At 32.3% G+C, this 25,466-nt stretch carries 20 protein-coding genes, 1 riboswitch and 1 other annotated feature; of the genes, 13 read left to right on the top strand and 7 right to left on the bottom strand.

What is annotated here, in order from left to right; genetic code table 11:
- Window positions 1-100: 100 nt before the first annotated feature.
- Window positions 101-1,474 (bottom strand): MATE family efflux transporter, encoded by a 1,374-nt coding sequence (locus J2Z44_RS19050; RefSeq protein ID WP_021285000.1) that lies wholly within the window; start codon window positions 1,472-1,474, stop codon window positions 101-103.
- Between the two features lie 187 nt (window positions 1,475-1,661).
- Between J2Z44_RS19050 and J2Z44_RS19045 the strand changes: the two genes are divergently transcribed.
- The 4 genes from J2Z44_RS19045 to rbr all read left to right on the top strand — a co-directional run bounded on the left by J2Z44_RS19045 (window position 1,662) and on the right by rbr (window position 8,178).
- Window positions 1,662-2,582 (top strand): ABC transporter permease, encoded by a 921-nt coding sequence (locus J2Z44_RS19045; protein WP_021284999.1) that lies wholly within the window; start codon window positions 1,662-1,664, stop codon window positions 2,580-2,582.
- A 12-nt stretch (window positions 2,583-2,594) separates the two neighbouring features.
- On the top strand, window positions 2,595-4,196 hold the full coding sequence (locus tag J2Z44_RS19040) for a hypothetical protein (protein ID WP_209649953.1): 1,602 nt from the start codon (window positions 2,595-2,597) through the stop codon (window positions 4,194-4,196).
- A gap of 60 nt (window positions 4,197-4,256) precedes the next feature.
- Window positions 4,257-4,503, top strand: a binding site (T-box leader).
- A 392-nt stretch (window positions 4,504-4,895) separates the two neighbouring features.
- Window positions 4,896-6,827 carry a methionine--tRNA ligase gene (gene metG, locus J2Z44_RS19035; RefSeq protein WP_021284997.1) on the top strand — a complete coding sequence of 644 codons (1,932 nt, stop codon included), beginning with the start codon at window positions 4,896-4,898 and terminating at the stop codon, window positions 6,825-6,827.
- A gap of 763 nt (window positions 6,828-7,590) precedes the next feature.
- A complete protein-coding gene (rbr, locus tag J2Z44_RS19030; RefSeq protein ID WP_021282507.1) occupies window positions 7,591-8,178 on the top strand; it encodes a rubrerythrin in 588 nt (195 codons plus the stop codon).
- Window positions 8,179-8,333: 155 nt separating this feature from the next.
- Here the strand turns inward: rbr and J2Z44_RS19025 are convergent, their stop codons facing one another.
- Window positions 8,334-9,104 (bottom strand): histidinol phosphate phosphatase, encoded by a 771-nt coding sequence (locus tag J2Z44_RS19025; RefSeq protein ID WP_021282508.1) that lies wholly within the window; start codon window positions 9,102-9,104, stop codon window positions 8,334-8,336.
- Between the two features lie 266 nt (window positions 9,105-9,370).
- Here J2Z44_RS19025 and J2Z44_RS19020 point away from each other — a divergent pair, with 266 nt between their 5' ends.
- From J2Z44_RS19020 to J2Z44_RS18985, 8 genes are all read left to right on the top strand, one after another.
- Entirely contained in the window at window positions 9,371-10,885 is a 1,515-nt protein-coding gene (locus J2Z44_RS19020; protein ID WP_021282509.1) for a DUF445 family protein, read from the top strand.
- Window positions 10,886-11,219: 334 nt separating this feature from the next.
- Window positions 11,220-11,984, top strand: coding sequence for a TatD family hydrolase (locus J2Z44_RS19015; protein ID WP_021282510.1), 765 nt, complete (start codon window positions 11,220-11,222; stop codon window positions 11,982-11,984).
- 353 nt (window positions 11,985-12,337) lie between these two features.
- Window positions 12,338-13,357 (top strand): resuscitation-promoting factor, encoded by a 1,020-nt coding sequence (locus J2Z44_RS19010; RefSeq protein WP_021282511.1) that lies wholly within the window; start codon window positions 12,338-12,340, stop codon window positions 13,355-13,357.
- 502 nt (window positions 13,358-13,859) lie between these two features.
- Entirely contained in the window at window positions 13,860-14,402 is a 543-nt protein-coding gene (rnmV, locus tag J2Z44_RS19005; protein ID WP_021283028.1) for a ribonuclease M5, read from the top strand.
- A 1-nt stretch (window position 14,403) separates the two neighbouring features.
- Window positions 14,404-15,240, top strand: coding sequence for a 16S rRNA (adenine(1518)-N(6)/adenine(1519)-N(6))-dimethyltransferase RsmA (gene rsmA / locus J2Z44_RS19000; RefSeq protein WP_021283029.1), 837 nt, complete (start codon window positions 14,404-14,406; stop codon window positions 15,238-15,240).
- Window positions 15,241-15,474: 234 nt separating this feature from the next.
- The gene (locus J2Z44_RS18995; protein ID WP_209649951.1) at window positions 15,475-17,781 is read left to right on the top strand and encodes a DUF7922 domain-containing protein; all 2,307 of its coding nucleotides are present in this window, start codon (window positions 15,475-15,477) and stop codon (window positions 17,779-17,781) included.
- Between the two features lie 309 nt (window positions 17,782-18,090).
- The gene (locus tag J2Z44_RS18990) at window positions 18,091-18,681 is read left to right on the top strand and encodes a PsbP-related protein (protein WP_021283967.1); all 591 of its coding nucleotides are present in this window, start codon (window positions 18,091-18,093) and stop codon (window positions 18,679-18,681) included.
- Between the two features lie 246 nt (window positions 18,682-18,927).
- Window positions 18,928-19,737 (top strand): YhfM domain-containing protein, encoded by an 810-nt coding sequence (locus J2Z44_RS18985; protein ID WP_209649949.1) that lies wholly within the window; start codon window positions 18,928-18,930, stop codon window positions 19,735-19,737.
- Window positions 19,738-19,931: 194 nt separating this feature from the next.
- On the opposite strand, the gene thiT is transcribed toward J2Z44_RS18985, so the two are convergent.
- Both thiT and J2Z44_RS18975 read right to left on the bottom strand, forming a co-directional pair.
- Window positions 19,932-20,567, bottom strand: coding sequence for an energy-coupled thiamine transporter ThiT (gene thiT / locus J2Z44_RS18980; RefSeq protein ID WP_021283970.1), 636 nt, complete (start codon window positions 20,565-20,567; stop codon window positions 19,932-19,934).
- A 143-nt stretch (window positions 20,568-20,710) separates the two neighbouring features.
- Window positions 20,711-20,812: riboswitch (TPP riboswitch) on the bottom strand.
- A 132-nt stretch (window positions 20,813-20,944) separates the two neighbouring features.
- On the bottom strand, window positions 20,945-21,124 hold the full coding sequence (locus J2Z44_RS18975) for a hypothetical protein (protein ID WP_021283971.1): 180 nt from the start codon (window positions 21,122-21,124) through the stop codon (window positions 20,945-20,947).
- 129 nt (window positions 21,125-21,253) lie between these two features.
- Here J2Z44_RS18975 and J2Z44_RS18970 point away from each other — a divergent pair, with 129 nt between their 5' ends.
- The gene (locus tag J2Z44_RS18970) at window positions 21,254-22,354 is read left to right on the top strand and encodes a sensor domain-containing diguanylate cyclase (protein ID WP_209649947.1); all 1,101 of its coding nucleotides are present in this window, start codon (window positions 21,254-21,256) and stop codon (window positions 22,352-22,354) included.
- Window positions 22,355-22,422: 68 nt separating this feature from the next.
- Here the strand turns inward: J2Z44_RS18970 and J2Z44_RS18965 are convergent, their stop codons facing one another.
- The 3 genes from J2Z44_RS18965 to J2Z44_RS18955 all read right to left on the bottom strand — a co-directional run bounded on the left by J2Z44_RS18965 (window position 22,423) and on the right by J2Z44_RS18955 (window position 25,376).
- Window positions 22,423-22,623, bottom strand: coding sequence for a cold-shock protein (locus tag J2Z44_RS18965; protein ID WP_021283973.1), 201 nt, complete (start codon window positions 22,621-22,623; stop codon window positions 22,423-22,425).
- A 251-nt stretch (window positions 22,624-22,874) separates the two neighbouring features.
- Complete coding sequence (locus J2Z44_RS18960) at window positions 22,875-24,323, bottom strand: C40 family peptidase (protein ID WP_209649945.1); 1,449 nt, start codon at window positions 24,321-24,323, stop codon at window positions 22,875-22,877.
- Window positions 24,324-24,737: 414 nt separating this feature from the next.
- Window positions 24,738-25,376, bottom strand: a complete 639-nt coding sequence (locus J2Z44_RS18955) for an MBL fold metallo-hydrolase (RefSeq protein ID WP_021283976.1) — start codon at window positions 25,374-25,376, stop codon at window positions 24,738-24,740.
- Window positions 25,377-25,466: the final 90 nt, after the last annotated feature.

Genomic DNA, 25,466 nt, shown 5'->3' with positions numbered 1-25,466 from the left:
AAAAATCGTCTAGGAGACAAGTATTTTTTTGATAGCAGGCTACGCCTAAGAGCTGGAGGCAAAAGAGAGAGCGTGCCGAGGCACGCCTTTTTTATAAAATTTACGAGTAAGCCTCTAAGGACTTGAATTTTTTCTTAAACATAATAAATAAGAATAATCCATCAATAGTCCACTGAATTACACAGATCCACCAAAAGTAGGTTATAGACATTTTGTTTAAGTATATAAAGTAATATACAAGAGGTAGTCTAATAAACCAAGAAGTAATGAAGGCTACTACAAATGGAGTTCTAGTGTCTCCAAAACCTTTTAAGGCTCCACCCATAATCATAGAAACCGCCATAGTTGGCTGTTCAAAAGCAGCAATCATAAGGCAAGCGGCCCCAAGAGTAATAACTTCTGTTTCACTACTAGCTATAAAAAGCTTAATTAGCTCAGTGGGTATACTTAAGAATATAAGGGAAAATACAAGCATAACTCCGATACCTAAAATAGTGGAAGTATAAGCATATTCCTTAGCCTTTTCAAAGTTTTTTTCACCTATTTTATTCCCAACCAAAGTTGTTGCAGCAACTGCAAAGCCCCAACCAGGCATGAAGGATATGGATTCAAGGGTTAAGGTAATTTGATTTGCTGCAAAGGCAGTGGTACCAAGATACATAATCATAAAGGTGGTACCGAGTTTACTTATACCATAAGCCGCCTCTTGCATGGAAGCAGGAATAGACAGTGTAATTAAACTTTTAAGTCTAGTAAAACTGAAAAACTTTAAATATTTAAGCTTTATCTTAATTAGTGATTTCTTATAGGTATAAATTGCAGCATACAAAAAACCAGAAATATGTGCAATGGCAGTAGCAATTGCCGCACCCTTAATTCCAAGTTCAGGCGCACCAAACAAACCAAATATCAAAACCCCATCTAAAACCAAATTAACAAGGACAACAACTGAAGAAATAATAAGAGGAGTTTTTGTGTTCCCATAAGCCCTATGAATTGCAGCAAACATGCTAGTCATCATGTTGAAAGAAAGACCAATGCAAACAATATGAATATATAAAACACCATAAGAAATAACTTCAGGCTTTGCCCCTGCTAAGGTAAGCAAGTCCTCCGCAAATAGGAAGATACAAAATGTAGCAACAACACTTATAAAGGCTCCAAGGGAAAATCCAATGGTAGCATATTCTTCAGCAGTATCTATCTCCTTAGCACCATACCTTCTGGCTACAATAGAGGTGATCCCTACTGCGAGGCCTTGAGCTATTAATATGTTGGAAATAGTGTAGGCAATTTCACAGGAAATACCAACAGTGCTTACAGCCAACTCACCACCATATTGACCTACCATTACAGTATCTAGCACCCAAACTAGCATATATAAAATCATTTCACCCACAGCAGGAAGTGCTAATAGTAAAACATCCCTTACATTATCCTTATGAACATAGTTTCTAATATTAGTAAGATTCATAAAAGTCCCCCTTAAACAAGTAATAATTTATTATATCAAAAAAATGAAATCATTTACACCACACCCAAAAATGAAAAAATTAAATTTTTTGAAACTTCATTCATTTCTAATTTACCATGGTATAATATAGTAATAATGTTACAAAAGGGAATTGACTTACTGGGGTTGATTTTAAGGGGGAATATATATGGGGGATATGAACATAGAAAGATTTAAAAGAGTTGATAACTCTACTATTGTAGAAGAGTGGGAAGGGACAAGCCTTACCTATTGGAAAAGTGTTGGAAAAGCTTTTTTGCAGAATAAAGCAGCAATTATAACTGCAACTATCTTATTAATAATTATAGCTATGACTATATTTTATCCGATGGTGTCAAAGTATTCTTATTTGCAACAGGATTATAAAATTAAGAATTTAAAACCATCAATGGAACATTTCTTTGGTACAGATGCTTGGGGAAGTGATGTATTTGCAGGAGTATGGCAGGGAGCTAGGACTTCTTTAATTTTAGGAATACTAATTGCCTTTATAAATTTGGTTGTTGGAATGATTTATGGAGGTATATGTAGCTATCATGGAGGACTTACAGACGATATTCTAATGAGGATAATTGAAATTTTGACCAACATACCTTTGATAGTTGTAATTATACTAGTTAATTTAATCCTAGGGCGTTCAGTTTTTACCTTTGTAATTGCATTAACTATAAGTGGATGGTGTAATGTAGCCAATCTTATAAGAGGGCAGTTTATCCAACAAAAAGAACAAGAATATATTTTAGCAGCTAAGGCTTTAGGAGCAAGCACCTCTAGGATTATTAGCAAGCATTTAATGAGAAATGTAATAAGTATTGCTATAGTTACCATAACTCTTGAGATACCTAATGTAATATTACTTGAAAGTACGCTAAGTTTCATTGGGTTTGGAAGCTCTTTATTAAGCTGGGGAAGCTTGTTCTTTAATGCAAGTTTTTCTTTGCATTTTTATCCTAACGTAGTATTTTTACCAGCACTTGTAATATCTATAACCATAATATGTTTTAATATTTTAGGAGATGCCCTAAGGGACGCCTTTAATCCACATGAAGTTGTATTAAAAAAGCAGTAGGGGGCGATGATAATGAAAATAAATAAATATTTTTATATAGTCATGATTACTATAATTCTTGCAATTTTTGGCTACCATTATAAGCTAAATTATGATGTGGCAATTCAGCCTCCTTCAGAAAAGTGGGCAAAAGAGGTTTTAGTTCATAAGGGGGATATTAAAGGACTACCATCTATAACTAAATTTAAAGATAATTATATGGTGGCCTTTAGTGAAGGCATGAATATTAACCTTATATCCATAGACCCTTTAGGGAAGGTTTTAAAGGAAAGCTCAATACCAGTAAATACTGAGGTACCACAAAATATTAATATATTTGTCAGTGAAGAAGGTAAACTTGTACTATCCTATATTATTGGTGGTGGAGATAGTGGCGAATTAACGGTTTCTTATATTGATGAAGGGTTAAATGTGTTAGATACCACTTCAGTTCAGGGACTACGTAGCTATATAAAAATTGATGATAATACTTTAGGTGCAGTATATAAAGAGAAAATTGATTTGATTAGCTTAAAAGAAAATAAGGTAACCACAGTAAACACAGGGGATGATACCTTCTTAGCTTCTGTAGTTAAGTATAACAATAAAGATTGTATAGTTTATTCAAATTATTTTGGGGAGTTTAGTTACTTCTTCTTAGATAATGGAGTAGCTTCGGAAATAAAAACTGGTGGTGCCATGAGTCCATCAAGCAGAGTAAGATTTTCAACTATGACTTCTGTAATAAATAAAGATATAGTTACAAACTTAATTGAATATATGTACAAAAGTGATTATACAGGATACAAGTATGTGGCTTTCTCCCTTGAAACAGGGGAAACCTTAGATAGTGGAGAATTTCCTATAAAAGATAGGTTTGCAGAAAAGGGGTATATCTATAATGGAGAAGGAGTCACCCTTGCGACCCCAGTGCCTTACAGAAATGACAAAGGGACCTTTCTTCTAAGCTCAACTAGGGATATGCCTAAGGGAAAAAACCAAACAGACATAATAGAAATGCCTATTGAAGGAAATTTAGGAGTAGCCTCTGAGGTTGTATCGAGAACTAAAGCAGTATCCATAAGTCCTGCTATTTATGAAGACACAGTAGTATTTGTAGATCCAATAAAAGACGGAAGTGCTAAGCTGTATATTACTTCTACTAGAGAGGATTTTAAGGAAGTTAATAACAAACCTAGATTTGATGAAAAAGTTCAAGTATTTGTGGAAACCTCTGAATCTTTATTATTTTCATTAGCTTATGTAATAACTAATGGTATGACTTGGATAATTCCATCAGTTACCCTATTTAGTTTGTTATCTTTAATAGAATATAGATTTTCCTATGGAATTAGAAAAGCTATATTTATTTTAACTTATATTGTCACTGCCATAGTTAAAATATTAGCTGTAAAGGGATTCTTTTTTAAAAAGCTTCAAGGAACCCTTCCAGTGAACTTCACTTTCTTAGTTGGAGCTTCTGCTATGGCTGCCATTAGCATAGTTTGCTTAATATACGGATACTTAAACTATAAGGATGACTTAGAAAAAAATGTACTGGCTCTTAGTTATACTAAACCAATTTTCATCGATAGTTTTTTAACTTTAGCTCTATTTGTAGGTTTTATTAAATAAATTTTATATATTGACATAATTTTTTCTTTATCATATCATAATAATAAATATAAAAGAAAAATTAATGCTATGAAAAGAAGAGTATTAAGGAGAGTTTTCTAAAGAGAGCTGGGGTAGGTGAAAGCCAGTGAGAATAAACCTTGAGAACATGGCCTTGGAGCAGATTTTCTGAAATTTATTTAGGAAAATACGGTGGCAACCGATATATTGCAGGGTGATAAAACCTTTTTAGGGGAGTCACTTATTAAGGTACTTATTGTGAAATAAGTATGAAGTAGAGTGGTAACACGTATATTACGTCTCTATGTGGAAATATTTCCACATAGAGACTTTTTTATTTTAACCTATTTTAAGGATTTGAAATTCACGTTGAAATATGAATAACTAACCGATAAAAAATGGAGTTAGGTTCGTAAATTAGCAAGAAATACTATCCTATAAAATTGAAGAGTAATTATAATTCATTTAAGGTATCTAAAAACAATTTATAAGTCAAAGAGATGATTGATATTTTAGTTCACAAGCAAGCTTGTGCACACAAGGGAGTTTGTGCACACAAGGAAACTTGTGCAGACAAAGAATCAGGTTACAAAGATAGCAGGGCTATCTAAGGGCTTTGTTCATGAAGTATAACACAAAATAGATAAGCATACTGACTTACTTGTTTTTCGAAGATGCTTAATAGAGGAGGAAGAAACGATGAGCAAAAAACCGTACTATATCACCACACCAATTTATTACCCATCTGCAAAGCTTCATATAGGAAATACTTACACTACAGTAGCAGCAGATGCTATAGCAAGATTTAAAAGATTTACAGGTCATGATGTAATGTTCTTAACTGGAACAGATGAACATGGTCAAAAGCTTCAAAGAATAGCTGAGGAAAAAGGAGTTACTCCAAAGGAATATGTAGATGAAATAGTTGCAGGAATTAAAGACCTTTGGAAACTTATGGACATAAGCTATGATAAGTTTATAAGAACTACTGATGATTATCATATTAGTGCAGTTCAAAAAATATTCAATAAATTATACGAGCAGGGAGATATCTATAAAGGAGCTTATGAGGGCTGGTACTGTACTCCTTGTGAAGCTTTCTGGACAGAAACTCAGCTTAAAGATGGAAAGTGCCCAGACTGCGGTAGACCAGTAGAAAAGGCTAAGGAAGAAGCATATTTCTTTAAGATGTCAAAGTATGCAGATAGACTTTTAGAGTATATTGAGTCTCATCCTGAGTTTATACAACCAGAGTCAAGAAAAAATGAGATGGTTAATAACTTCTTAAAACCAGGCTTACAGGACCTATGTGTATCTAGAACTTCTTTCAACTGGGGAATACCAGTAGAGTTTGATAAAGGACACGTAATTTACGTTTGGATAGATGCACTTTCAAACTATATTACAGCATTAGGTTATAACAGTGATAACACTGAGCTTTACAATAAGTACTGGCCAGCAGATGTACACTTAATTGGAAAAGATATTTTAAGATTCCATACAATTTATTGGCCAATAATGTTAATGGCCCTAGGATTAGAACTTCCAAAGCAAATTTTTGGACACGGTTGGCTTTTAGTTGATGGTGGAAAAATGTCTAAATCTATGGGTAATGTAGTAGATCCAGTGGTATTAGTTGAGCACTTTGGAGTGGATGCAGTGAGATACTTCTTATTACATGAAATTCCATTTGGTTCTGATGGATTATTCAACAATGAGATTTTCATAAAGAAAACAAACTCAGACCTAGCTAATGACCTTGGAAACTTAGTTTCAAGAACAGTTACAATGATTGAAAAGTACTTTGACGGAGTAATTCCAGCACCAGATGAAAAAGAAGCAGTGGATGATGAGCTTATAAAACTTGCTCTTGAAGTACCAGGAAAAGTAGAAAAAGAAATAGATAAATTAAAAGTATCTGATGCCTTAGATCATATTTGGACTTTAATTAGAAGAACAAATAAGTATATAGATGAAACAACACCTTGGGTTCTAGGAAAAGAAGAGAGCAGAAAAGGAAGACTTGCTACAGTATTATATAACTTAGCAGAATCCTTAAGAATAACTTCAGCATTACTTTCTTCCTTCTTGCCATCAACAAGTGCTAAGATAAATAGCCAATTAGGTGTTGAGGTAGCTTCTTGGAATAGTCTTTCCGCCTTTGACGGAACTAGTGCAGGAACTAAGGTAAATAAGGGAGAAGTTATGTTCCCAAGAATAGATGTAGATGCAAAAATTGAAGAGTTAAACAAACTTTCTGAAGCTCAAAAACAACCAGAAAGAGCACCAATGACTCCAATTAAAGAAGAAATTACTATAGATGATTTTGACAAGATAGATTTAAGAGTAGTAAAAGTTTTAGAGTGTGAGCCAGTGAAAAAGGCTAAGAAGCTTTTAAAATTAAAAGTAGATTTAGGTGGAGAAATTCGCCAAGTAATATCTGGGGTAGCAGAGCACTATAAGCCAGAAGAATTAATAGGTAAAAATGTAATCTTAGTTGCAAACTTAAAGCCTGTAACTTTAAGAGGAGAGCTATCTCAAGGAATGATACTTTATGGATCAACAGATGATGATAGCAAGCTACTTGCTACAAATCCGGGAGATTTACCAACAGGTTCTATAGTAAGATAATTACTAGTTAACTTATCAGGGTAAATAATTAAGGTAAAAATGAAGTTAAAAGGAAAGTTCTAGATATTTCTAGAGCTTTCTTTTTTGTTTTACAGGAAGTTCAACTTTTAGCTCAAAGTAAAAATATAAAATCAATGTTAGGATACAACCTCATGAAGAGATTACTATATTCATTTTGAAAAAGTTTTAAGAAAACCATGGTAGATTTTATGTATAAGTTAAATCTTTTATATAGGTACATATAATCAGCAACCTTCAGTTTTTTTTAGTTAAGTTTCTACTAAGGCATTTGAAAATAAATAACAAGTCAAAGATGTGAAGGATATTTTTAGTTCATAAGCAGGCTTATGTTCACAAGCAAGCTTATGTTCACAAGCAAGCTTGTGCAGACAAGGAAACAGGTTCCGCAGATAGTAGAGAGCTATCTAAGGGTTCTGTTGACGCAGTATAACTCAAAATAGACAAACATACTGACTTATTTATTTTTTAAAAATGCCTAATATCTAAAGGCAAATTTAAATGAATTATTAATGTAGGTTTTGGAAATATTAGAATCAGAATGAAATAAGGCATTTGAAAATAAATAACAAGTCCAAGATGTGAAGGCTATTTTGTGATAGACAAGAAAACAGGTTCCGCAGATAGTGGGGCTATCAAAGGGTTCTGTTGACGCAGTATAGCACAAAATAGACGAGCAGATTGACTTATTTATTTTTTGAAGATGCCTAAATACATATAACAATTTTAAAGGAGTGTTTTTTAGATGAAAAGTTTAGTAGGAAGCAAAACTGCAGACAACTTAGCCAAATCTTTTGCAGGAGAGTCCCAAGCAAGAAATAGATATACCTTCTATGCTAAGGTTGCTCAAAAGGAAGGACATATGCAAATTTCTAATGTGTTCTATGAAACTGCTGATAATGAAAGAGCTCATGCTTATATATTCTTTGATTTTTTAGTTAAAGGTCTTGGAAAGAACCAAATACATGTAGACGCAGATTACCCAGTAGCTTACGGAGATACTTTAGAAAATCTAATGGCAGCTGCAGAAGGTGAAAAAGAAGAATGGGGTAAAGCATACCCAGAGTTTGCAAAAATTGCAAAAGAAGAAGGTTATCCTGAAGTTGAATTTGCTTTTAATAAAATATTAGAAATCGAAAAAGGACACGAACAGAGATATTTAGATTTATATGAAGCTCTTAAAAATGATAGATTATATAAGAGAGATACTGAGCAGTACTGGAAGTGTATAAACTGTGGTTATATATATGAGGGAACTGAGGCGCCAAAGGTTTGCCCAGCATGCAAATTCCCACAAGGATATTTCGAAATAATGTATGATACAAAGGAATAATTTTTAAGTAAGTGGAGATAATTATAATAGATACTCAAATTAAAGAAGTTTCTAACATCCCCCCATACTATAAGTCCTATTTTGAGTAAGTATAGGACTAATTATCCCCCAAGCTATAAGAGATAATCCCCCTCTTATAGCTTATTTTTATGTGCTTATTTCATATACTCAGCTCTTCTATCTTTGAAGTAAATAGGTCTTAGACCCAAAGTCTCAGCTATGGCAAGCCCTTTATTTATATTAGAGCCGATATACTCTGCATAGTGAGCATCAGAACCAATGGTAACATATTCTCCCCCAAGTTCTTTGTATCTTCTATAAATATCTATAAGAGGATTAAAAGCAGTCGGATTACCTAACCTGCGACTATTAATTTCCATGGAAATACCATAAGAAATACATAACTTTATAATCTCATCAATGTGGTCAGAGTAATCTCTATAATATATTTCCTTATCATCAAAAGGACAATATCTTGAAATAAAATCAATATGCCCTAAGGTATCTATATAACTATGGGTTTTTAGTGATGCTATTATTTCAAGAAAATAATCTCTAAATAGTTCCTCTTTAGTCTTAGCATCATATAAAGCAGAGTCATATATATCAAAGCCATGAAGAAAGTGTTGAGAACCTATTACCTGATCAAAGTTATAAGATTTTATTAAAGAAGCATTTTCCTTTTCAAAACCTGTATCCATTCCAAGTTCAATACCTAGAAGAAGAGAAGGGCTTTTATAGGCTTCATAAGTTTTGAAATAATCATCCACATTAAATTTAAACTTATCCTTTTCAGGGTAATTTAAATCCATATGATCTGTAATAATTAAGCCAATATCTAAGGCTTTAGCTTTATTTATTGCATCTTTAATATTCATCTTTGAGTCCGAAGAAAAGCTAGTATGAGTGTGAGTGTCAAATATCATAATCTCAGCCCTTTCACTAAAAAAATGTTTTCTCATAGCTATTATATCAATAAAGGAATAGTTATAGTAAACAAAATTTACCTTAAAGGTTGCAATATTAAAAAAGTAGTTTTATAATTTTTCATTATATAATATTTACCAATACACTAAAAGCTGCTACCTAAAAAACCTTTAAGGCAGTAATAGACATGTATAAGTTAAGCAAAGTATCAATTCATAGGTTTTATAGAGTTATAATCATATTTATTACAAAAGGAGGAAGTTAAATGGAATATGTAATTGGTATATTAGTTGGAGCAGTTATAGGATATATTACTAACTGGCTTGCAATAAAAATGTTATTCAGACCCTATGAGGAAAAAAGGATTTTTGGTGTTAAAATACCCTTTACTCCAGGGCTTATACCTAAGGAAAGAAAAAGAATTGCTAGGAGTGTAGGGGAAGCTATAGGAGCTCACCTTTTAACAAAGGAAACTATTTTAGATTCCTTATGCAGCGATAAAATTAAAGATGCCCTTTCAGGGTGGGTAAAAGGTGAGGTAACAAAATTAGAAAATAGTAACTCAACTTTAGAAGATAATGCAAAGCTTTTACTAAGTGATCACTACGAAGAAATAAGACAGGATTTAGAAAAAAATATAACAACTTTGGTAATAGAAGAAATTAAAGGTGAAGAGTTTAAACAGGTAGTGACGTCTATGGTAAGCAAAGAAGTTAAAGAACTTCTTAACAATTCGCCTAAAGCTCTTTTATCTTCACAAGGTTATGAAAAAATAAAACTTAATTTACTTAATAGTTTAGATGAAAGTGTAAAAGCAGGAACTGTTAAAGAAAATATCTTAAGTTTAATTTCAGGCAAATTAGATAGCATAAAAGAGAACACTTTGGAGGAAATAATTCCACCTACAGTAATAGGAAATCTAAAGGTATATATGTACAATAAACGCCATGATATAGGTAAGTACATACAGAGTATGTTAAGAGAAGAAAAGTATGAAATTAAAATTAAAGGGATTATAGGTAATGTGGTATCATCACAACTTAATCCTATGATAGCTATGTTTGTAAACCCAGACACTATTTACAATAAAGTTGTAGATGGAGCTTCTGAAATGCTAGAGACAGAAGAAACTCTAGTGGACGTAGTACTTATTTTAAATGAAATCTTAACTAAAATTACAAAAACTAAAGTCATAGATATCTTAGAAAATATTCCTGCTAGTGAAGGAGTATCAATTGGAGAAAAATTATATGAATTACTATTAAATAACCTTAAGGAATATGATGTAATTCAAAAGGTTATAGAAGCCCTTGAAAAGAACCTAGAAGAAAACGAAACTTTAGGTGAAATACTTGCTAAAGTAGGGCTAAATGTTGAAGAAGACATAGCCAAATTTCTTGAAAGTAAACTAAATAAACTTTTCGAAAGCCCTGAATTAGAAGCTGGTTTAAATAAGTTCTTAAGTAGCGGGTTACAAAGATTTTTAAGTACTGAAATGAAATTTATCTTCCAAAAAGAAGGAAGAGACTTATCCTTAAAGGTTTCAGCCATTGCATTAAGTATTTACACTACCTTTATAGAAAACAAAGCATCAGATTTTATAGAGTTATTCAATATTTCCAAGGTTGTAGAAGAGAAAATTAATGAATTTGAAGTTACCTATGCAGAGGAAATAATTTTAGAAATAGCAAGTAAGGAGCTTAATGCCATAACTTGGCTAGGAGCAGTATTGGGAGCTGTCATGGGAATACTATCTCCAATACTTTCGTCCTTCTATTAAAAAATCAACGATTAACCATAAAATGGAATAAAAACTAAAAAGGTGGACATAACTCATAATGGGACTGTGATATAATTATGATTTATGTCCATTATAAGGTATCTTAAAAAATAACTAAGTCAGTATGTTAGTCTATTTTGATTTATTATTTATTTTCAGATGCTTGAGTTATAACAGAATAAATTTTGAAAGGACTTTTACTAGGGATAAGATTTACTTAACTATATCAATAGAATTATCTCATTTGTTTATATGGGGAGTGTGTACTTTCAAATTAGTGAAGTACTTATACTAGTAAAATAAAAGATAATTAAAGTTAGAATAGGAGAAAATCATGATATTTGATTCACACGCACATTACGATGACAGTCAATTTAATGAAGATAGAGCTTTGGTTTTAAAAGAAATACAAGAAAATGGAGTAATTGGAGTTTTAAACTGTGGCTCAGATTTAAGAGGCATGAATATGTCCATTGAACTTGCAAATAGCTACGATTTTATATACGCAGCAGTAGGAATTCACCCAGAGTATGCCCAAGTAGTTAATGAAGAGCTAATTGAAGAAATGAGAAGTCACGCTAAGAACCCTAAAGTAAGAGCTATTGGGGAAATAGGACTAGATTATTATTGGGAAGAAAATCCTCCAAGGGAGGTTCAAAAGAAGGCTTTTAGGATGCAAATGCAGCTAGCGAGGGAACTTAACTTACCAGTAGTAATTCATGATAGGGAAGCCCATAAAGATACCTTAGAAATTATGAAGGAATTCAGTGATGTCAGGGGTGTAGTACATTGTTTTTCAGGTAGTGTGGAATTTGCTAAGGAATGCTTAAAGCTTGGGTACTACATAGGAATTACAGGTGTTGTAACCTTTAAAAATGCAAAGGTTATTAAGGAAGTAGCAAAGATTGTACCACTAGATAAATTACTAGTAGAAACCGATTGTCCTTACATGGCACCAACCCCCTATAGAGGAAAAAGAAATCAATCAGATTATATACAATATATTATCGAAGAAATTGCACAACTTAAAGGGATTACAAAAGAGGAAGTTGAAGAAAATACTATAAAAAATGGAAAAAACTTGCTTTATTTAAGCTAATCCATTATAATGTTAATAATTGGTAATTACCTTTAATATATTAAATTATTTTAGAATATGGGAATATTTATTTTATTTTTGAATATACATTAAAAAACACTTCAATTCTACCAGGCGCAGACTGATATAGAGCATTAAGGCATCTTCAAAAAATAAATAAGTCATCAACATCCTTCACATCTTTAACCTATTATTTATTTTCAGATGTCAAAGTGGAATTATTTATAATTATAATTCTATGCATAAGATGCATTTACTACAGTCAATTCAAGAGATTAGAGTGCTAAAATTTGACACCTAAACTACAGTAATATATAATTACTTGGTACTCTTGTCTGGGGGAGGTAATCTTTATGAACATCATTGCCAAAGATAAATTGAAAAAGTATTTTTCAATTTGGCCTAAGACATTACTTGTTGTAGCACTAATTTTAATGTGTACAACTATAACTATTTTGAACTTAAGAAAGACTATAACAGTAGTTATTGACGGAAAAGAAAACCAAATAACAACTTTAGCTAAAAATCTTAATAAGATATTAGAGGATTATGCTATAGTTGTTGGAGAGAAAGATAAAATTTCTATGACATTAGACAGTGAAGTAAAAGACGGAGATGTTATTTATATTAGCAAGGCCGTGGAAATTGAAGTGAGTGTAGATGGAAAGAATTTAACTGTTTCTTCTGCAGAACCAACAGTTAAAGATTTATTAGCTGTGGAGAATATAACTTTAAATGGAGAAGATAAAATTGTTCCATCCGTAGAAAAGCCGTTAGAGAACGGTATGAAAATCCAAATAACAAGAGTAAAAAGAGAAGTAGTAAATGAAGTTCAACAAATTGCTTTTGAAACTGAAGTAAGAAAAAGTGATGAAATGGTTGAAGGAACTCAAAATGTAGTTCAAGAAGGAGCTGCAGGAGAGAAGGCAATCACAACAGAGGTTGTGTATGAAGACGGTAAAGAAGTTAACCGTAAAGTAGTTGAAGAAAAAGTTCAAAAGGATCCAATTAAAAAGATAGTTGACATTGGAACCCTTGGGGTTCTAAGACCATCTCGTGGTGGTGGGGAAGTATTGTACACTGAAATGAAAGTATTTTCATCAACTGCATATACAGCAGATAGAGGAGATGCTTCAGATAGAACAGCAACAGGTACAAGATGTAGACGTGATCCTAATGGTTATAGCACAGTAGCCGTAGATCCAAGAGTTATTCCACTTGGTACAAAATTATATATTGAAGGCTATGGATATGCCATAGCAGAAGATACTGGCGGTGCTATAAAGGGAAATATATTAGATTTATATTTCAATACTTATTCAGAGATGATGAATTGGGGAAGAAGAAAAATTAATGTTTATATCTTAAAATAGGAGAAGTATCTCCTATTTTTTATTGCTTGAATAAGGCATCTTCAACAAATAAATAAGTCAATCTGCTTGTCTATTTTGTGCTATACTGCGTCAACAGAACCCTTTGATAGCCCCACTATCTGCGGAACCTGTTTCCTTGCCAGCACAAGCTTGCTTGTGAACACAAAATAGCCCTCACATCTTTGACTTGTTATTTATTTTCAGATGTCTAAGTGGATAATTTAGTAGAGTTTTACATATGAATAAATAATTTCTTATGTTGGAAGCCTAAACATAGAGAATTTAATATTTAAAATATTTAGCATAGCATTAGAGCAGGGGGATATGAACGTACAAAACCAAATAAAATAACTAGAATTAACAAGTTAAATAATTATATTAATTATTTGTAAGTTATTACAGGTTAGATGTAAAATATAAAATTATGTATAGAATTTGTATAATGAAATAATGTACAATAAATAGATGTGATAAGTAAGGTAATATTTGGAGGCAAAAGTTTATGATTAAAGAAGTTATTGTGGTAGAAGGACGAGATGATATAACAGCAGTTAAAAGAGCCGTAGAGGCAGAGGTTATTTCTGTTAGCGGTTTTGGAATAAATGGACAGATAATAGAAAAAATAAAGCAGGCGCAAAAAAGGCAAGGGGTAATAATATTAACAGATCCTGATTTTGCAGGAGAGAAGATAAGAAGAATAATTGCTAAAAGGGTACCAGATGTTAAGCACGCTTATATAACTCAAAGTGAAGGAACTAAAGATGGAGATATAGGGGTTGAAAATGCTTCTCCTGAAACTATTATTAGAGCTTTAGAAAATGCAAAGTGCGAAGTTAAAGAAGTAAGAAAAGAATTTGATATTCAAGATATGGTTTATTTTAAACTTACTGGAGATGGCAAATCAAAGCAAAGAAGAGATGTCTTAGGGAAAAAACTAGGTATAGGTTACTGCAATACAGGTCAGCTTATAACTAGATTAAACAATTATGGAATTTCAAAAGAAGAATTTATTCAGGCCCTAGAAAGCATAGAGAAGGAGATTTAGTATGGAAAACCAAAGTACTAAAGATATAGTTTTAAAATATAATTTTAGATTTACTAAAAGCCTTGGCCAAAACTTCCTTACGGATGATACAGTGCTAGAAGATATTGTTATGGGAGCAGATATTACAGAGGATGATTATGTAATAGAAATAGGACCTGGGGTTGGAACACTAACTAAAGAATTATTAAAAACAGCAAAAAAAGTAACTAGTATTGAACTGGATGAAAAGCTTATACCTATACTACAAGAGGAGTTAAAGGATTTTCCAAATTTCCAATTAGTACATAAAGATGCTTTAAAAGTAGATTACAAAGAGCTTATAGGAGAAGAACAAAGTGTAAAGATAGTTGCAAACTTGCCATACTATGTTACAACACCTATAATTGCAAACTTACTTAATGGAAAGTATAATATTAAATCTATAACTATAATGATACAAAAAGAAGTAGGAGAAAGAATTGATGCAGAGCCCGGAACAAAAGATTATGGTGCCTTTTCATTATTAGCACAATATTATTGTGACACAAAAATTATAAGGAAAGTTCCGCCTTCTTGCTTCATTCCGTCACCTAAGGTGGATTCTGTTGTAATAAGGCTAGACATACTAGAAAATCCAAGGGTACAAGTAAAAGATGAGAAGTTATTTTTTAATGTTATAAGACAATCTTTTAATATGAGAAGAAAAACTCTTTCTAATGCAATGAAGAATATTGGGCTTGAGAAGGAAAAACTAAAAGAAGCCTTTGAAAGAGCAAATATAGACTCAAATAGAAGAGGAGAAACTTTATCTATTAGTGAGTTTGCAAATCTAGCTAATGTTATATCAGAACTTAAATAACTCTTCCATTTAGTTATTTATAGAAGGGTAAAGTATTATTTTAATTCATATATGACTTATTTGGGTTACATTAACCTTGAAATTAAGTAAAAAATTTATGGGTTAGATTCATATTAGTAGCAAGACAAATTTCAGTCTTGCTATTTTTATTTTGCACTAGTGAAAAAATCTTTCATCTTTTAGGCACCTTACTCATATATTATAATGTATAAATTATAATGGAGGTAATTGGGAGTGACACCTAGAAAAAGCTACAGTAGATATTTTATCATATTGCAAGAAGAGCAAAAAGGTTATGGCATGGACGCTGACAAGGCACCTTCTGGATATGCTAAATTAGAAGTTAAGAATAATAGATCAAAAATATCCTACTATGTTCAGAATTTGAAAAAAGATAGAGGCCCCTATTACATGATTTTAATAACAGACAAACAAAACCCAAGAAGTCTAATAAATTTAGGTAGATTGAACATAGACGATAATGGTAGAGCTGATGTTAACTTTGACTATGATATGAATAGTATAGGCAACACTAATATTGCTATGGATAAGATAGTTGGCGCAGCAGTAGTTTATATGAACGGAAAAATAACTCCTATTATGATAGGTTTCTCAACTACTGATGTGCCAAAAGATTGGACTACTTACCCAATATCCAAAGGAACTACACAGCCAACTACAGGAAATGGTGGTACTGGAACGGGAGCAACAGGAGCTGGTGGAACTGGGACTACAGGCACAGGAGCTGGAATAGGGACAGGTGCAGGAACAACAGGCGGCATGGGAACTGGAGGAGTTGGTACAGGAACTACTGGAGCAGGCGGAATTGGAGTAGGAACTGGTACCACAGGTACTGGGGCTGGGACAGGTGCAGGTGCAGGAACAACAGGCGGCATGGGAACTGGAGGATTCGGTACAGGAACAACTGGAGCAGGCGGAACTGGAGTAGGAACTGGTACCACAGGTGCAGGGGCAGGCGCTGGAACGGGAGCAACAGGAGCTGGTGGAACTGGGACTACAGGCACAGGAGCTGGAACAGGGACAGGTGCAGGAACAACAGGCGGCATGGGAACTGGAGGATTCGGTACAGGAACTACAGGAACAGGCGGAACTGGAGTAGGAACTGGAACTACAGGAGCAGGAACCGGAACAGGCACAACAACTAAACCAAGCACAGGAACAGGTGCAGGGGCAGGCACTGGAACGGGAGCAACAGGAGCTGGTGGAACTGGGACTACAGGCACTGGAGCTGGAACAGGGACAGGTGCAGGAACTACTGGAGGCATGGGAACTGGAGGATTCGGTACAGGAACTACAGGAACAGGCGGAACTGGAGTAGGAACTGGAACTACAGGAGCAGGAACCGGAACAGGTACAACAACTAAACCAAGCACAGGAACAGGTGCAGGGGCAGGCACTGGAACGGGAGCAACAGGAGCCGGCGGAACTGGGACTACAGGCGCAGGAGCTGGAACTGGGGCAGGTGGAGGAACTACTGGAGGCATGGGAACTGGAGCTGGAACAGGGACAGGTGCAGGAACTACAGGTGGCATGGGAACTGGAGGATTCGGTACAGGGACAACTGGAGCAGGTGGAACAGGAGTAGGAACTGGTACCACAGGCACTGGAACAGGAACAACAGGAGGCATGGGAGCTGGAGCAACAGGTACCGGAGTAAGCACTACAGGAACTGGAACTATGGGAACACAACCTTCTGCAGGAACAACAACAAATGGTTTTGTTGATGAATTTGAAGATTACTACGAAGATGTTAATATAATCAATATGACGCCAACAACTGGAGGAACCACACCTACAAGAAATATGGATATTTTTGATTTATATGAGGAAGAAATAGAAAATTCTAAGTTGGATAGACATAAACACAAAAAATGTAAACATCATGAAGAAGATGAGCATCATTGCAAGAACCACAAAAAACATTACCAAGGTGAGGATGAGTGCCCACAATATTTAATGCATCATATGTATGATGAGGACGATTATAAGAATGATAATCATTGCAGTCCTTGCATGGATAATAAGAAATTTGATGTGAAATACAATAATTATGAGAACAACAAAGATGACATGTACAAAGATGACATGCATAAGTATAATTGGCCACTAGGAAATACAGGAGAATTCTTTAAGAATATAGTTAAAGGCTTTGAAAAATTAGGAGAAAATGAAAACATTAAAAATTGTTTATGGTACAAAGTTTCTGTAAATAAGCTAGAAGATATGTACTGTATATATGACTATAATAAATATACAGTAGTATTCTACCCAATGATTTGTTACTATCCATATATATCCAAGAAGAAAAACTTTGTAATTGGATATAAGTGCGATGAGGAAGGAAATCTAAAATATATTATTTATGGAATACCTGGAACTAAGGCACTAGAAGATCAGCCTTATGGAGGTAAAACAGGTTTTGTAACTTGGATGCCATCTAAGAATGAGAAGGATATGGGTCACTGGCTCATGTACTATGATTTTAAAACAAATAATGTAGTAATACCAATAAAACGATAATAAATAAAAGGAGCTATATCATAGCGCATAATATGTGCTATGAGTAGTTCCTTTTAATTTACAATCATAAACAAAGGAGAACTTTAAATATCTCTATAGACATAGAACTAAAGACAACTATTTGTAATTTCCAATAAATTAATTCTATTTTTTGTACAAGTCTCATAATATATTATAAAGAATTAACTTTAATTTAAAATGATTTACCACGGGTTTAAAATTAAAGTTAGCTTTATTATAAACAAATGTACAAGTTCTTAAGACAAAGCACTTGTACATTTATAATGTATAAAAGGGAGGAACTGTACGATGAAGTTAATAGCAGCAAGAAGTAGGCAAACAGGATTAGTAGTAATATTAATAGGACTAATGATTACTATAATTGGACTTGGGCAATATTTTGAGAGTAAGTTAAAAGTAGCCACTCTAGTTCAAAATAATATAGGCTCCTTTAAGAAATATAGTGCTTTAGAAGGAAACTTAAGTTATAGTCTTCCACAGTCTTGGATTGCTAGTGAAGGCTCTAGCAGTAGAGAAAATGTTATTTATTTTAACGAGTTTGTATCTGATGACACTTACACTCATGGTTTTATTCAAATTATAAAAACAAAGGATGACATGAAAAAATTAATAGAGGTGGATATAAAAGAAATCAATGATATGGGAATCAAAGAGTACACTTTAAACCCAGCAAAAGTAAAAGGACATGATGGCTATATTCTTCAATACAGCTTAAATGTTAATAATAGTAAAACTAATAAAAACTACACCTATTACATCAAGAACCAAGACTATATAATTAAAGCTAGCTTTGTAATTAATGACGAAAAACACAAAGAAAATACACCGATATTCCTACAGAATATAGTAAACACTATTTCATTTAAAGATAAAATATAATAATTTTTATGAATATATAAGTTATAAAAATTATTAGTTTAAAACTTGTAAGTTTAGTGCTATAAGTATTATAATATGATTGTATGATAAGAATTATTAAAAGTATGTTTTATAATTGCATCATACTTTATAACAAAGGTTGTATTTACTAAAATAAATAAATTTATTAGAATAAATTTATTTGTTAAAATAAAAAATAATTAGAGAAGCTCAATGCTTCTCTAAATTTTTATTATGGAGGTCGTTGTGAGAAACTTAAGAAAATATTTAATTATAATAACGCTTATATCAACAACTATATTTTTATCTGCTTGTGGAATGATGCCCAAGAAGAATAAAGACTTTGAATATATAAAGCAAAGAGGGGTTATGAAAGTTACTATTCAAAGTACTAGAGATAAAAGTTATAAATTTACTGTAACCGATAAGCAAGCAATAGAAGATATTTATCAAATATTATCTAGTGCCAAGGAAGTTCAGGAAAAAACCTCTTTAAATGCAGATTATATTTTAGAAATATATGAAGAGCCTAATAAGATAATAAAATTCAACTATACAGCAGGGTTAGATAAGGGAAATGGAGCTAACTTTTATAATGAAGAAAAAAGTTATATAGTATCCAACAGACTAGATAATGATATAATTAAAAACTTTAGGAACATAAGAAAACCTATTGATTTTGAAGATGTATACTATGAATCCCTATACAGGGCCATAGAGCAGTTCAACACAGGAGAGAACAAGAATAAAAAGATAGGTGTGAACTTAAAAGGGGATATGGAAGCAGCTAAGTATCAACTTTCCACTGATATTATGTACTTTGAAGATAGACTAAAAAAAATATCTAATGTAGAAAATGTTAAAGGTGAAGATCTAGACGGTTATGATGTGGTAATGAAGATAAAAACAGAAGGTTATACGGATACAAAGTATAAAGCAACAGTAACCTTCCAAGGAAATCCAAAGGAAAAGCCAGCAGTTTACTATATAAGTAATGTATATGAGCAAGGGTCTTGGAAGATAAATATTACAGATAAAAAGCCAGAAAACTTTTAACTAATAAATAACTTTATTTTCAAGAACTTTTTAAGATAGGATCAACTTTTAACTTAAAATTAATTAGTGAAGGAGAGTCATATCTCTAAACTATGCTAAAGATAAAATTTAATTATAAAAAAGCAACCCAATACTCTCTAGTAAGGAGTATTGGGTTATTTTTTATATACTATTCTAGAATATATTAGCTAGGATTATGCAGCTTTATTAAAACTGCTACTTTTCTTTAGAATTAAATCTATCTTTACTACTGATAGGATTGCTATACAAATTAAGCAATCAGCTAATAAGTATCCACCATTATAAAGAAATGAATATAAAATTGGTGACATACCGTCCTTAGCATAATCCCCGAAAAATACTACTCCTGAAATGAAGTGAAATACAAATCTAAAAGAAAAAGCAAAAATTGTAGCTAAAATTCGATTATCTTTAAGTATTCCTGCAAGACCTACTGCCATAAATGGAAGTGAGTAATCAAATAAAACCTGTATTGGGTGAAGTATATAAGCTGGTCCTATGACAAAGTTTATCAAGCCATATAAAAATCCTGTTAATACACCAATTGTAGGACCATATAATAGTGAAATAACTATTATAGGAAGCATACTTCCTAAAGTAGCACTACCACCATAAGGTAGTTCAAATAATTTAAAAAACTGCAACACTGTAGATAAAGCAAGCGCAAGACCAATATGAGTTATAAGTCTAGAATTAAATTTAATTTTTTTAAATCTCGTAAAGGCTACCATCATTATAAGTACACCTATGAGGGTTATAATGGTGGTTTTGTTTGCTAAGATTTCTGTAAGATTCTCCATAAATGACATAATAATTCCTCCCCATTTTTGTGCTATAGGAGTGTTTAAGGCAACTGAAAAACAATAATTATGAGCAATTTACGATGCTTAAAGTTTAATTATTGAAGCAGCCTCAAATAAAAAAACCATATTCCTAGGAATACGGTTAACTTTACTTATTTTAAACGCTTCCCTACGCTGGTATTAGCCAGATCAGGTAAAAGGGTTAATGAATTTAATCATCTCTCAGCCAAAAGGCACCCCTAGCACATATTTAATTTTGTCTTAATTATATTTTAATATATTGTAGGCAGGAATGCAACCAGACTAAAGAAAAATGATAAACATTTTTAATGGAAAAAAGTTATCCGTTAATTATAACACCAGAAAATGCTTTAACTTACAATTTAAAAAAAGTCTATCATTTTATCATTTAACATATTCAAGGGTTTATTCATTCCTATATCTACCTTATCTCCAACCTTGGCATTAGGGGGAATACGATTAATAGATACATCCAGAGTAGTTCCGTCCATAAGTTCAACAAAAGCATCAGTGTTATTAATATCAATTATTTTACCTAGCATATTAAATCCTCCATGTAAGTTAATTTTTATTATTTTTTCTCTACTGAATTTTATTTATTCTAAATAAATATGAAAATTAATTGAAAGTATATTTGATAGTAGATATAATGAAGCTTAGAGGTGGTATTTATGGATTGGGTCTGTATGAAGTATGTATTAATTTCAATACTTTTCATACTTGTTGCGGTACAATGGATAGTTATAGTTTCTTGTAAAAGTAGAATTAATTACCTAAGTAATACAAAAGATATATTATATTATTTAAGAGAAAAGGTTATAGATGCTACTCATAAATCACAGGTCTATGAACTTATTTTAAGAGCTGCTATTGATATGGTACCTAAGGCTTCTAAGGGAAGTATTTTAATGGTGGGAGAAGATAATTTATTTCATTATGAGGCTTTAGTTGGTTATAATGAAGAACTAAAGAATATTAAGTTAAGAAAAGAAGAAGTATTTCTCTATGCTAAAAATAAGTTTCAGGGAATTGCAGTTATAAAAAACCCCTCGAGGTTTAATAAGAATATACTAAATCTTGACAAGCATAAAATTTATGAGGAAACAGAATCCTTAGATATTTGTTGTACATTAAGCTCTCCTATTGCTATAAACAATAAGGTAATGGGAGTGATTAATTTAGATAGTACTAAAGACGGAACTCAGTTCTCAGAGGAAGATATAAGGTATTTAAAATATATAATTAATGAGCTAAGGCTAGTACTAAAGGTATTTTTGATGAATGATGATTTAAGGTACCAAGCCAATTTTGATGTATTAACAGGCATTTATAATAGAAGGTATCTAGAGTATCTTATAAATTATCAACTAGAGATGTGTAAAACTACAAAAGAGAAACCCACACTAATATTTATTGACTTAGATAATTTTAAAGCAATAAATGATACTTATGGACATGGAGCAGGGGACAAGGCCTTAATTTTTATAGCTAATATTTTGAGAATGAGAATGGATTCTTCTTATATCTTTGGGCGCATGGCTGGAGATGAATTTATCATTTTTATTCCAAATGGAGATGAAAAAAGTGCAGTTAAAATCATAGAAGAAATTCGTGAATCTTATAAAAAAGAAAAAATAGGTAAGATAAACTTAGATTTTAGCTATGGTATTGTTCAAGCAGATGATGGAGTAGATAATCTTCAAGATTTAGTTCAAAAGGCCGATGAAAAAATGTATGAGGTAAAAAATATAAAAAAGAAAAAAACTTCGTAAAATATAATTATTTATAAATAAAAAATATAAAACACCTTTCTCAATGGAAAGGTGTAATATTTTTTTTGTTAGATTTTTGAAACGTTAGATGCTTGAGGGCCTCTAGCTCCTTCAACTACGTCAAATTGAACTCTTTGACCTTCTTCTAAAGACTTGTAACCGTCACCTGTTATAGCAGAGAAGTGCACGAATACATCTTCTTCACCTTCAACTGATAAAAATCCAAATCCTTTTTCAGCATTAAACCATTTAACTGTACCTGTTTTCATTTAACTTCCTCCTGAATAAAAAAATAAAGCGAAAAATCAATTTTTCATATTTGGTTAACCTTAATCATAACTATATTGTTATCAATTAAAGTTGTTTTTATACTTAAATATTCTATATATTGTTAAGTATTTAAGTATAACCTAATGATAACTTTTCGCAGAGTTAACTATATATTTATATTTACATATAGACCTAATATAATAAAGTCCCTCATAATATTAATTTATGAAGTATTACCAGGGATTATTTATTATTTAATAATTCTTTTTGCTATATAATACCTAGCACTATAGTAAGCAGAGTTAAGGTTAGAAACTCTTACTACATCTCCAGGTTTTGGTGCCTGGACAAATAAGTCATTCCCCTTATAAATACCAACGTGAGAAACTGCATCTGGTCTAGAATCATCTGTAGTAAAGAATAATAAGTCTCCTGGTTTAAGGTCGTCTCTACTCACAGTAACTCCTTGGTGAACTTGGTAATAGCTTGTTCTTTCTAATTCAATTCCAAGTTGTCTATAAACATACTGAACTAATCCAGAGCAGTCAAAGCCTAGAGGGGTAAAACCACCCCAAAGATAAGGTGTGCCCAAGTATTTTTCTGCCATAGCAACAATATCTTCACCAGAATATTGAGATTCTATAGTAGAAGTTTCCCTGACCACAGGAGGAACAGCATCAGTGCTGTTAATTATTTTAATATATTCTCCATAAATCCATCCTTCTTTACCACCTATAGATATCTTATACCATCCATTAGAATGAGCAGTTATAGGGAATTTATCTCCATATCTAGCCACTTCAATTTTATCATAATTTGTTCCTGCTCCACTTCTAACATTTAAAGCATCAACGGATATTAAAGCGACTTTCCCGTTGATGGTAGGAACTGTTGTAGGTGTTTCTGGAGCTGGTGTTGGCGCGGTAGCAGATGAATCGGATAAATTAACAAACTCCTTTGAAACATAACCAGTATTATTGTTATAAACACACTTATACCAGCCCTTAGTTTCTTCTATAACTTCTAGCTTAGTTCCCTCTTTTAAGGATTGAATAACATCATAGTTAGTTCCAGGGCCTGTCCTAAAATTTAAGGCTGAAACCTTAACGGTACCAAGTTTATTTACTGAGAAGTTACTTTCACTGTCACCACGACTAGGTCTAGAATTATCGCTATTTCCAGTATTAAGAGTTACATACTCTCCGCTCACATAACCAGTAGCACCATTATAGCTAATTTGAAACCAGCCATTAGCAGAGTCTATTATATCAATTTTTGCTCCACTTTTTAAAGATCCTAAAATACTGAAACTAGTTCCAGCACCACTTCTTATATTTAAAGAATCTGCGGTTATTGTTCCAGTTTTATTAGAAGTATTTTTTATAGTTTTTTTTGTTTCTACAAATTCTCCGTAAACCCAGCCTACTTTATTCTGAAAATTAATTTTATGCCAGCCATTTACACTTTCAATAATAGTTATGTTGTCACCACTATAAAGTTTTCCTAAAACAGAAGATGAAGTATTCCCTGATGATCTAACATTTAGTGCATCAGCAATAACAACCCCGCTGACAGATTTAAGAGAAGTTGACTCATTTCCTATATTCGGATCTGCAACTGCAATCCCATTATTTAACTTAAGTGATATTCCAACAGCAAATGCTATAGAAACTAAACACTTAATATGCTTACTTTTCAATTTTTACCCCCCCACTCCTAAAACTATAGGCTTTTGAGATGAAATTTATCTTATTAACCTTAAAAAGCCTAAGGGAACCAAGGTAGGTTAATGTTAAGTTAAGCCTTAAATTTGATTCCCTATGACGAATAAAACTAACATTAACTCAATTATAATGGAAAAATTTCCATATAACAATAAATTGTTTTAAAATAATAGTAAAAAGAAAACCTATTATTCTGCTTAAGAAAGCAAATGATTTAAAAATAAGCTGTTAATTCCAAATTTTATTTACATTTCTACAGTTTATAGCCTAAAGTGTAAGATAAATAAGTTTAAATGTCATAATAGGCGTAAGCTTCATCAGCATAATATAGGATATTAAAATAGTTTTTAAAGGCACAAAATTAATAATAAGTATTTATCATAAACATTCTAATTTATAGTAAATATTTTTATGTTATTTTTACCAGTTATAATGTCCTCATTAATTTCTAAAGTATTGCTATTAACTCTTTCACCATTTTTCATAAAGGTTAAAAAAGTTTCTACCCCATCTAAGTCAAAGCTGAGCTGAGGTGTTTTGTAATGCATGGGGATAATTAGCTTGCTTTCTATGCTTTTCGCAACTTTTGAGGCTTCCTCTCCATTTATGGTATAATTCCCACCTACAGGAATAAATAGCACATCCACTTCACCTATTAAATCTATATCTTTCTCTTCTAATATGTGTCCAAGATCCCCTAAGTGACAAAACTTATATCCTTCCATTTCAATTATAAATATTATATTTTCGCCCCGTTTAGCTCCTTTGTTCTTATCATGGTAAGAGGGAATTCCCTGGATTGTTATATCACATTCATTAAAAAAACCTACTTTATCAATTACCTTTGTGCCAGGATTAATATTTTGAATAAAATTATGATCAAAATGCTGATGACTTATAGTTATAACATCTGCAGAGCCCTTATATAAAGAATATCCTACAGTTGAGTCAAAGGGATCTGTTAAAAGTTTTCTTCCTTTAGAATCCTCAAGCAAAAAGGACGCATGACCAAGCCAAGTTATTTTCATAGTTATATTCATTCCTTTCGCTACGCTCAAGGCACAAAACGGAATGAAATGTGCCTTTAAACGAATTTTGTTTTTAAACCAAGTCTATAA

Origin of the sequence: Clostridium punense (assembly GCF_017874425.1) — a bacterium.
In the GTDB taxonomy this organism is placed as follows: domain Bacteria; phylum Bacillota; class Clostridia; order Clostridiales; family Clostridiaceae; genus Clostridium_J; species Clostridium_J punense.
Note: the sequence above shows the minus strand (reverse complement) of the source record. Positions and strands in the feature narration are given on the sequence as shown.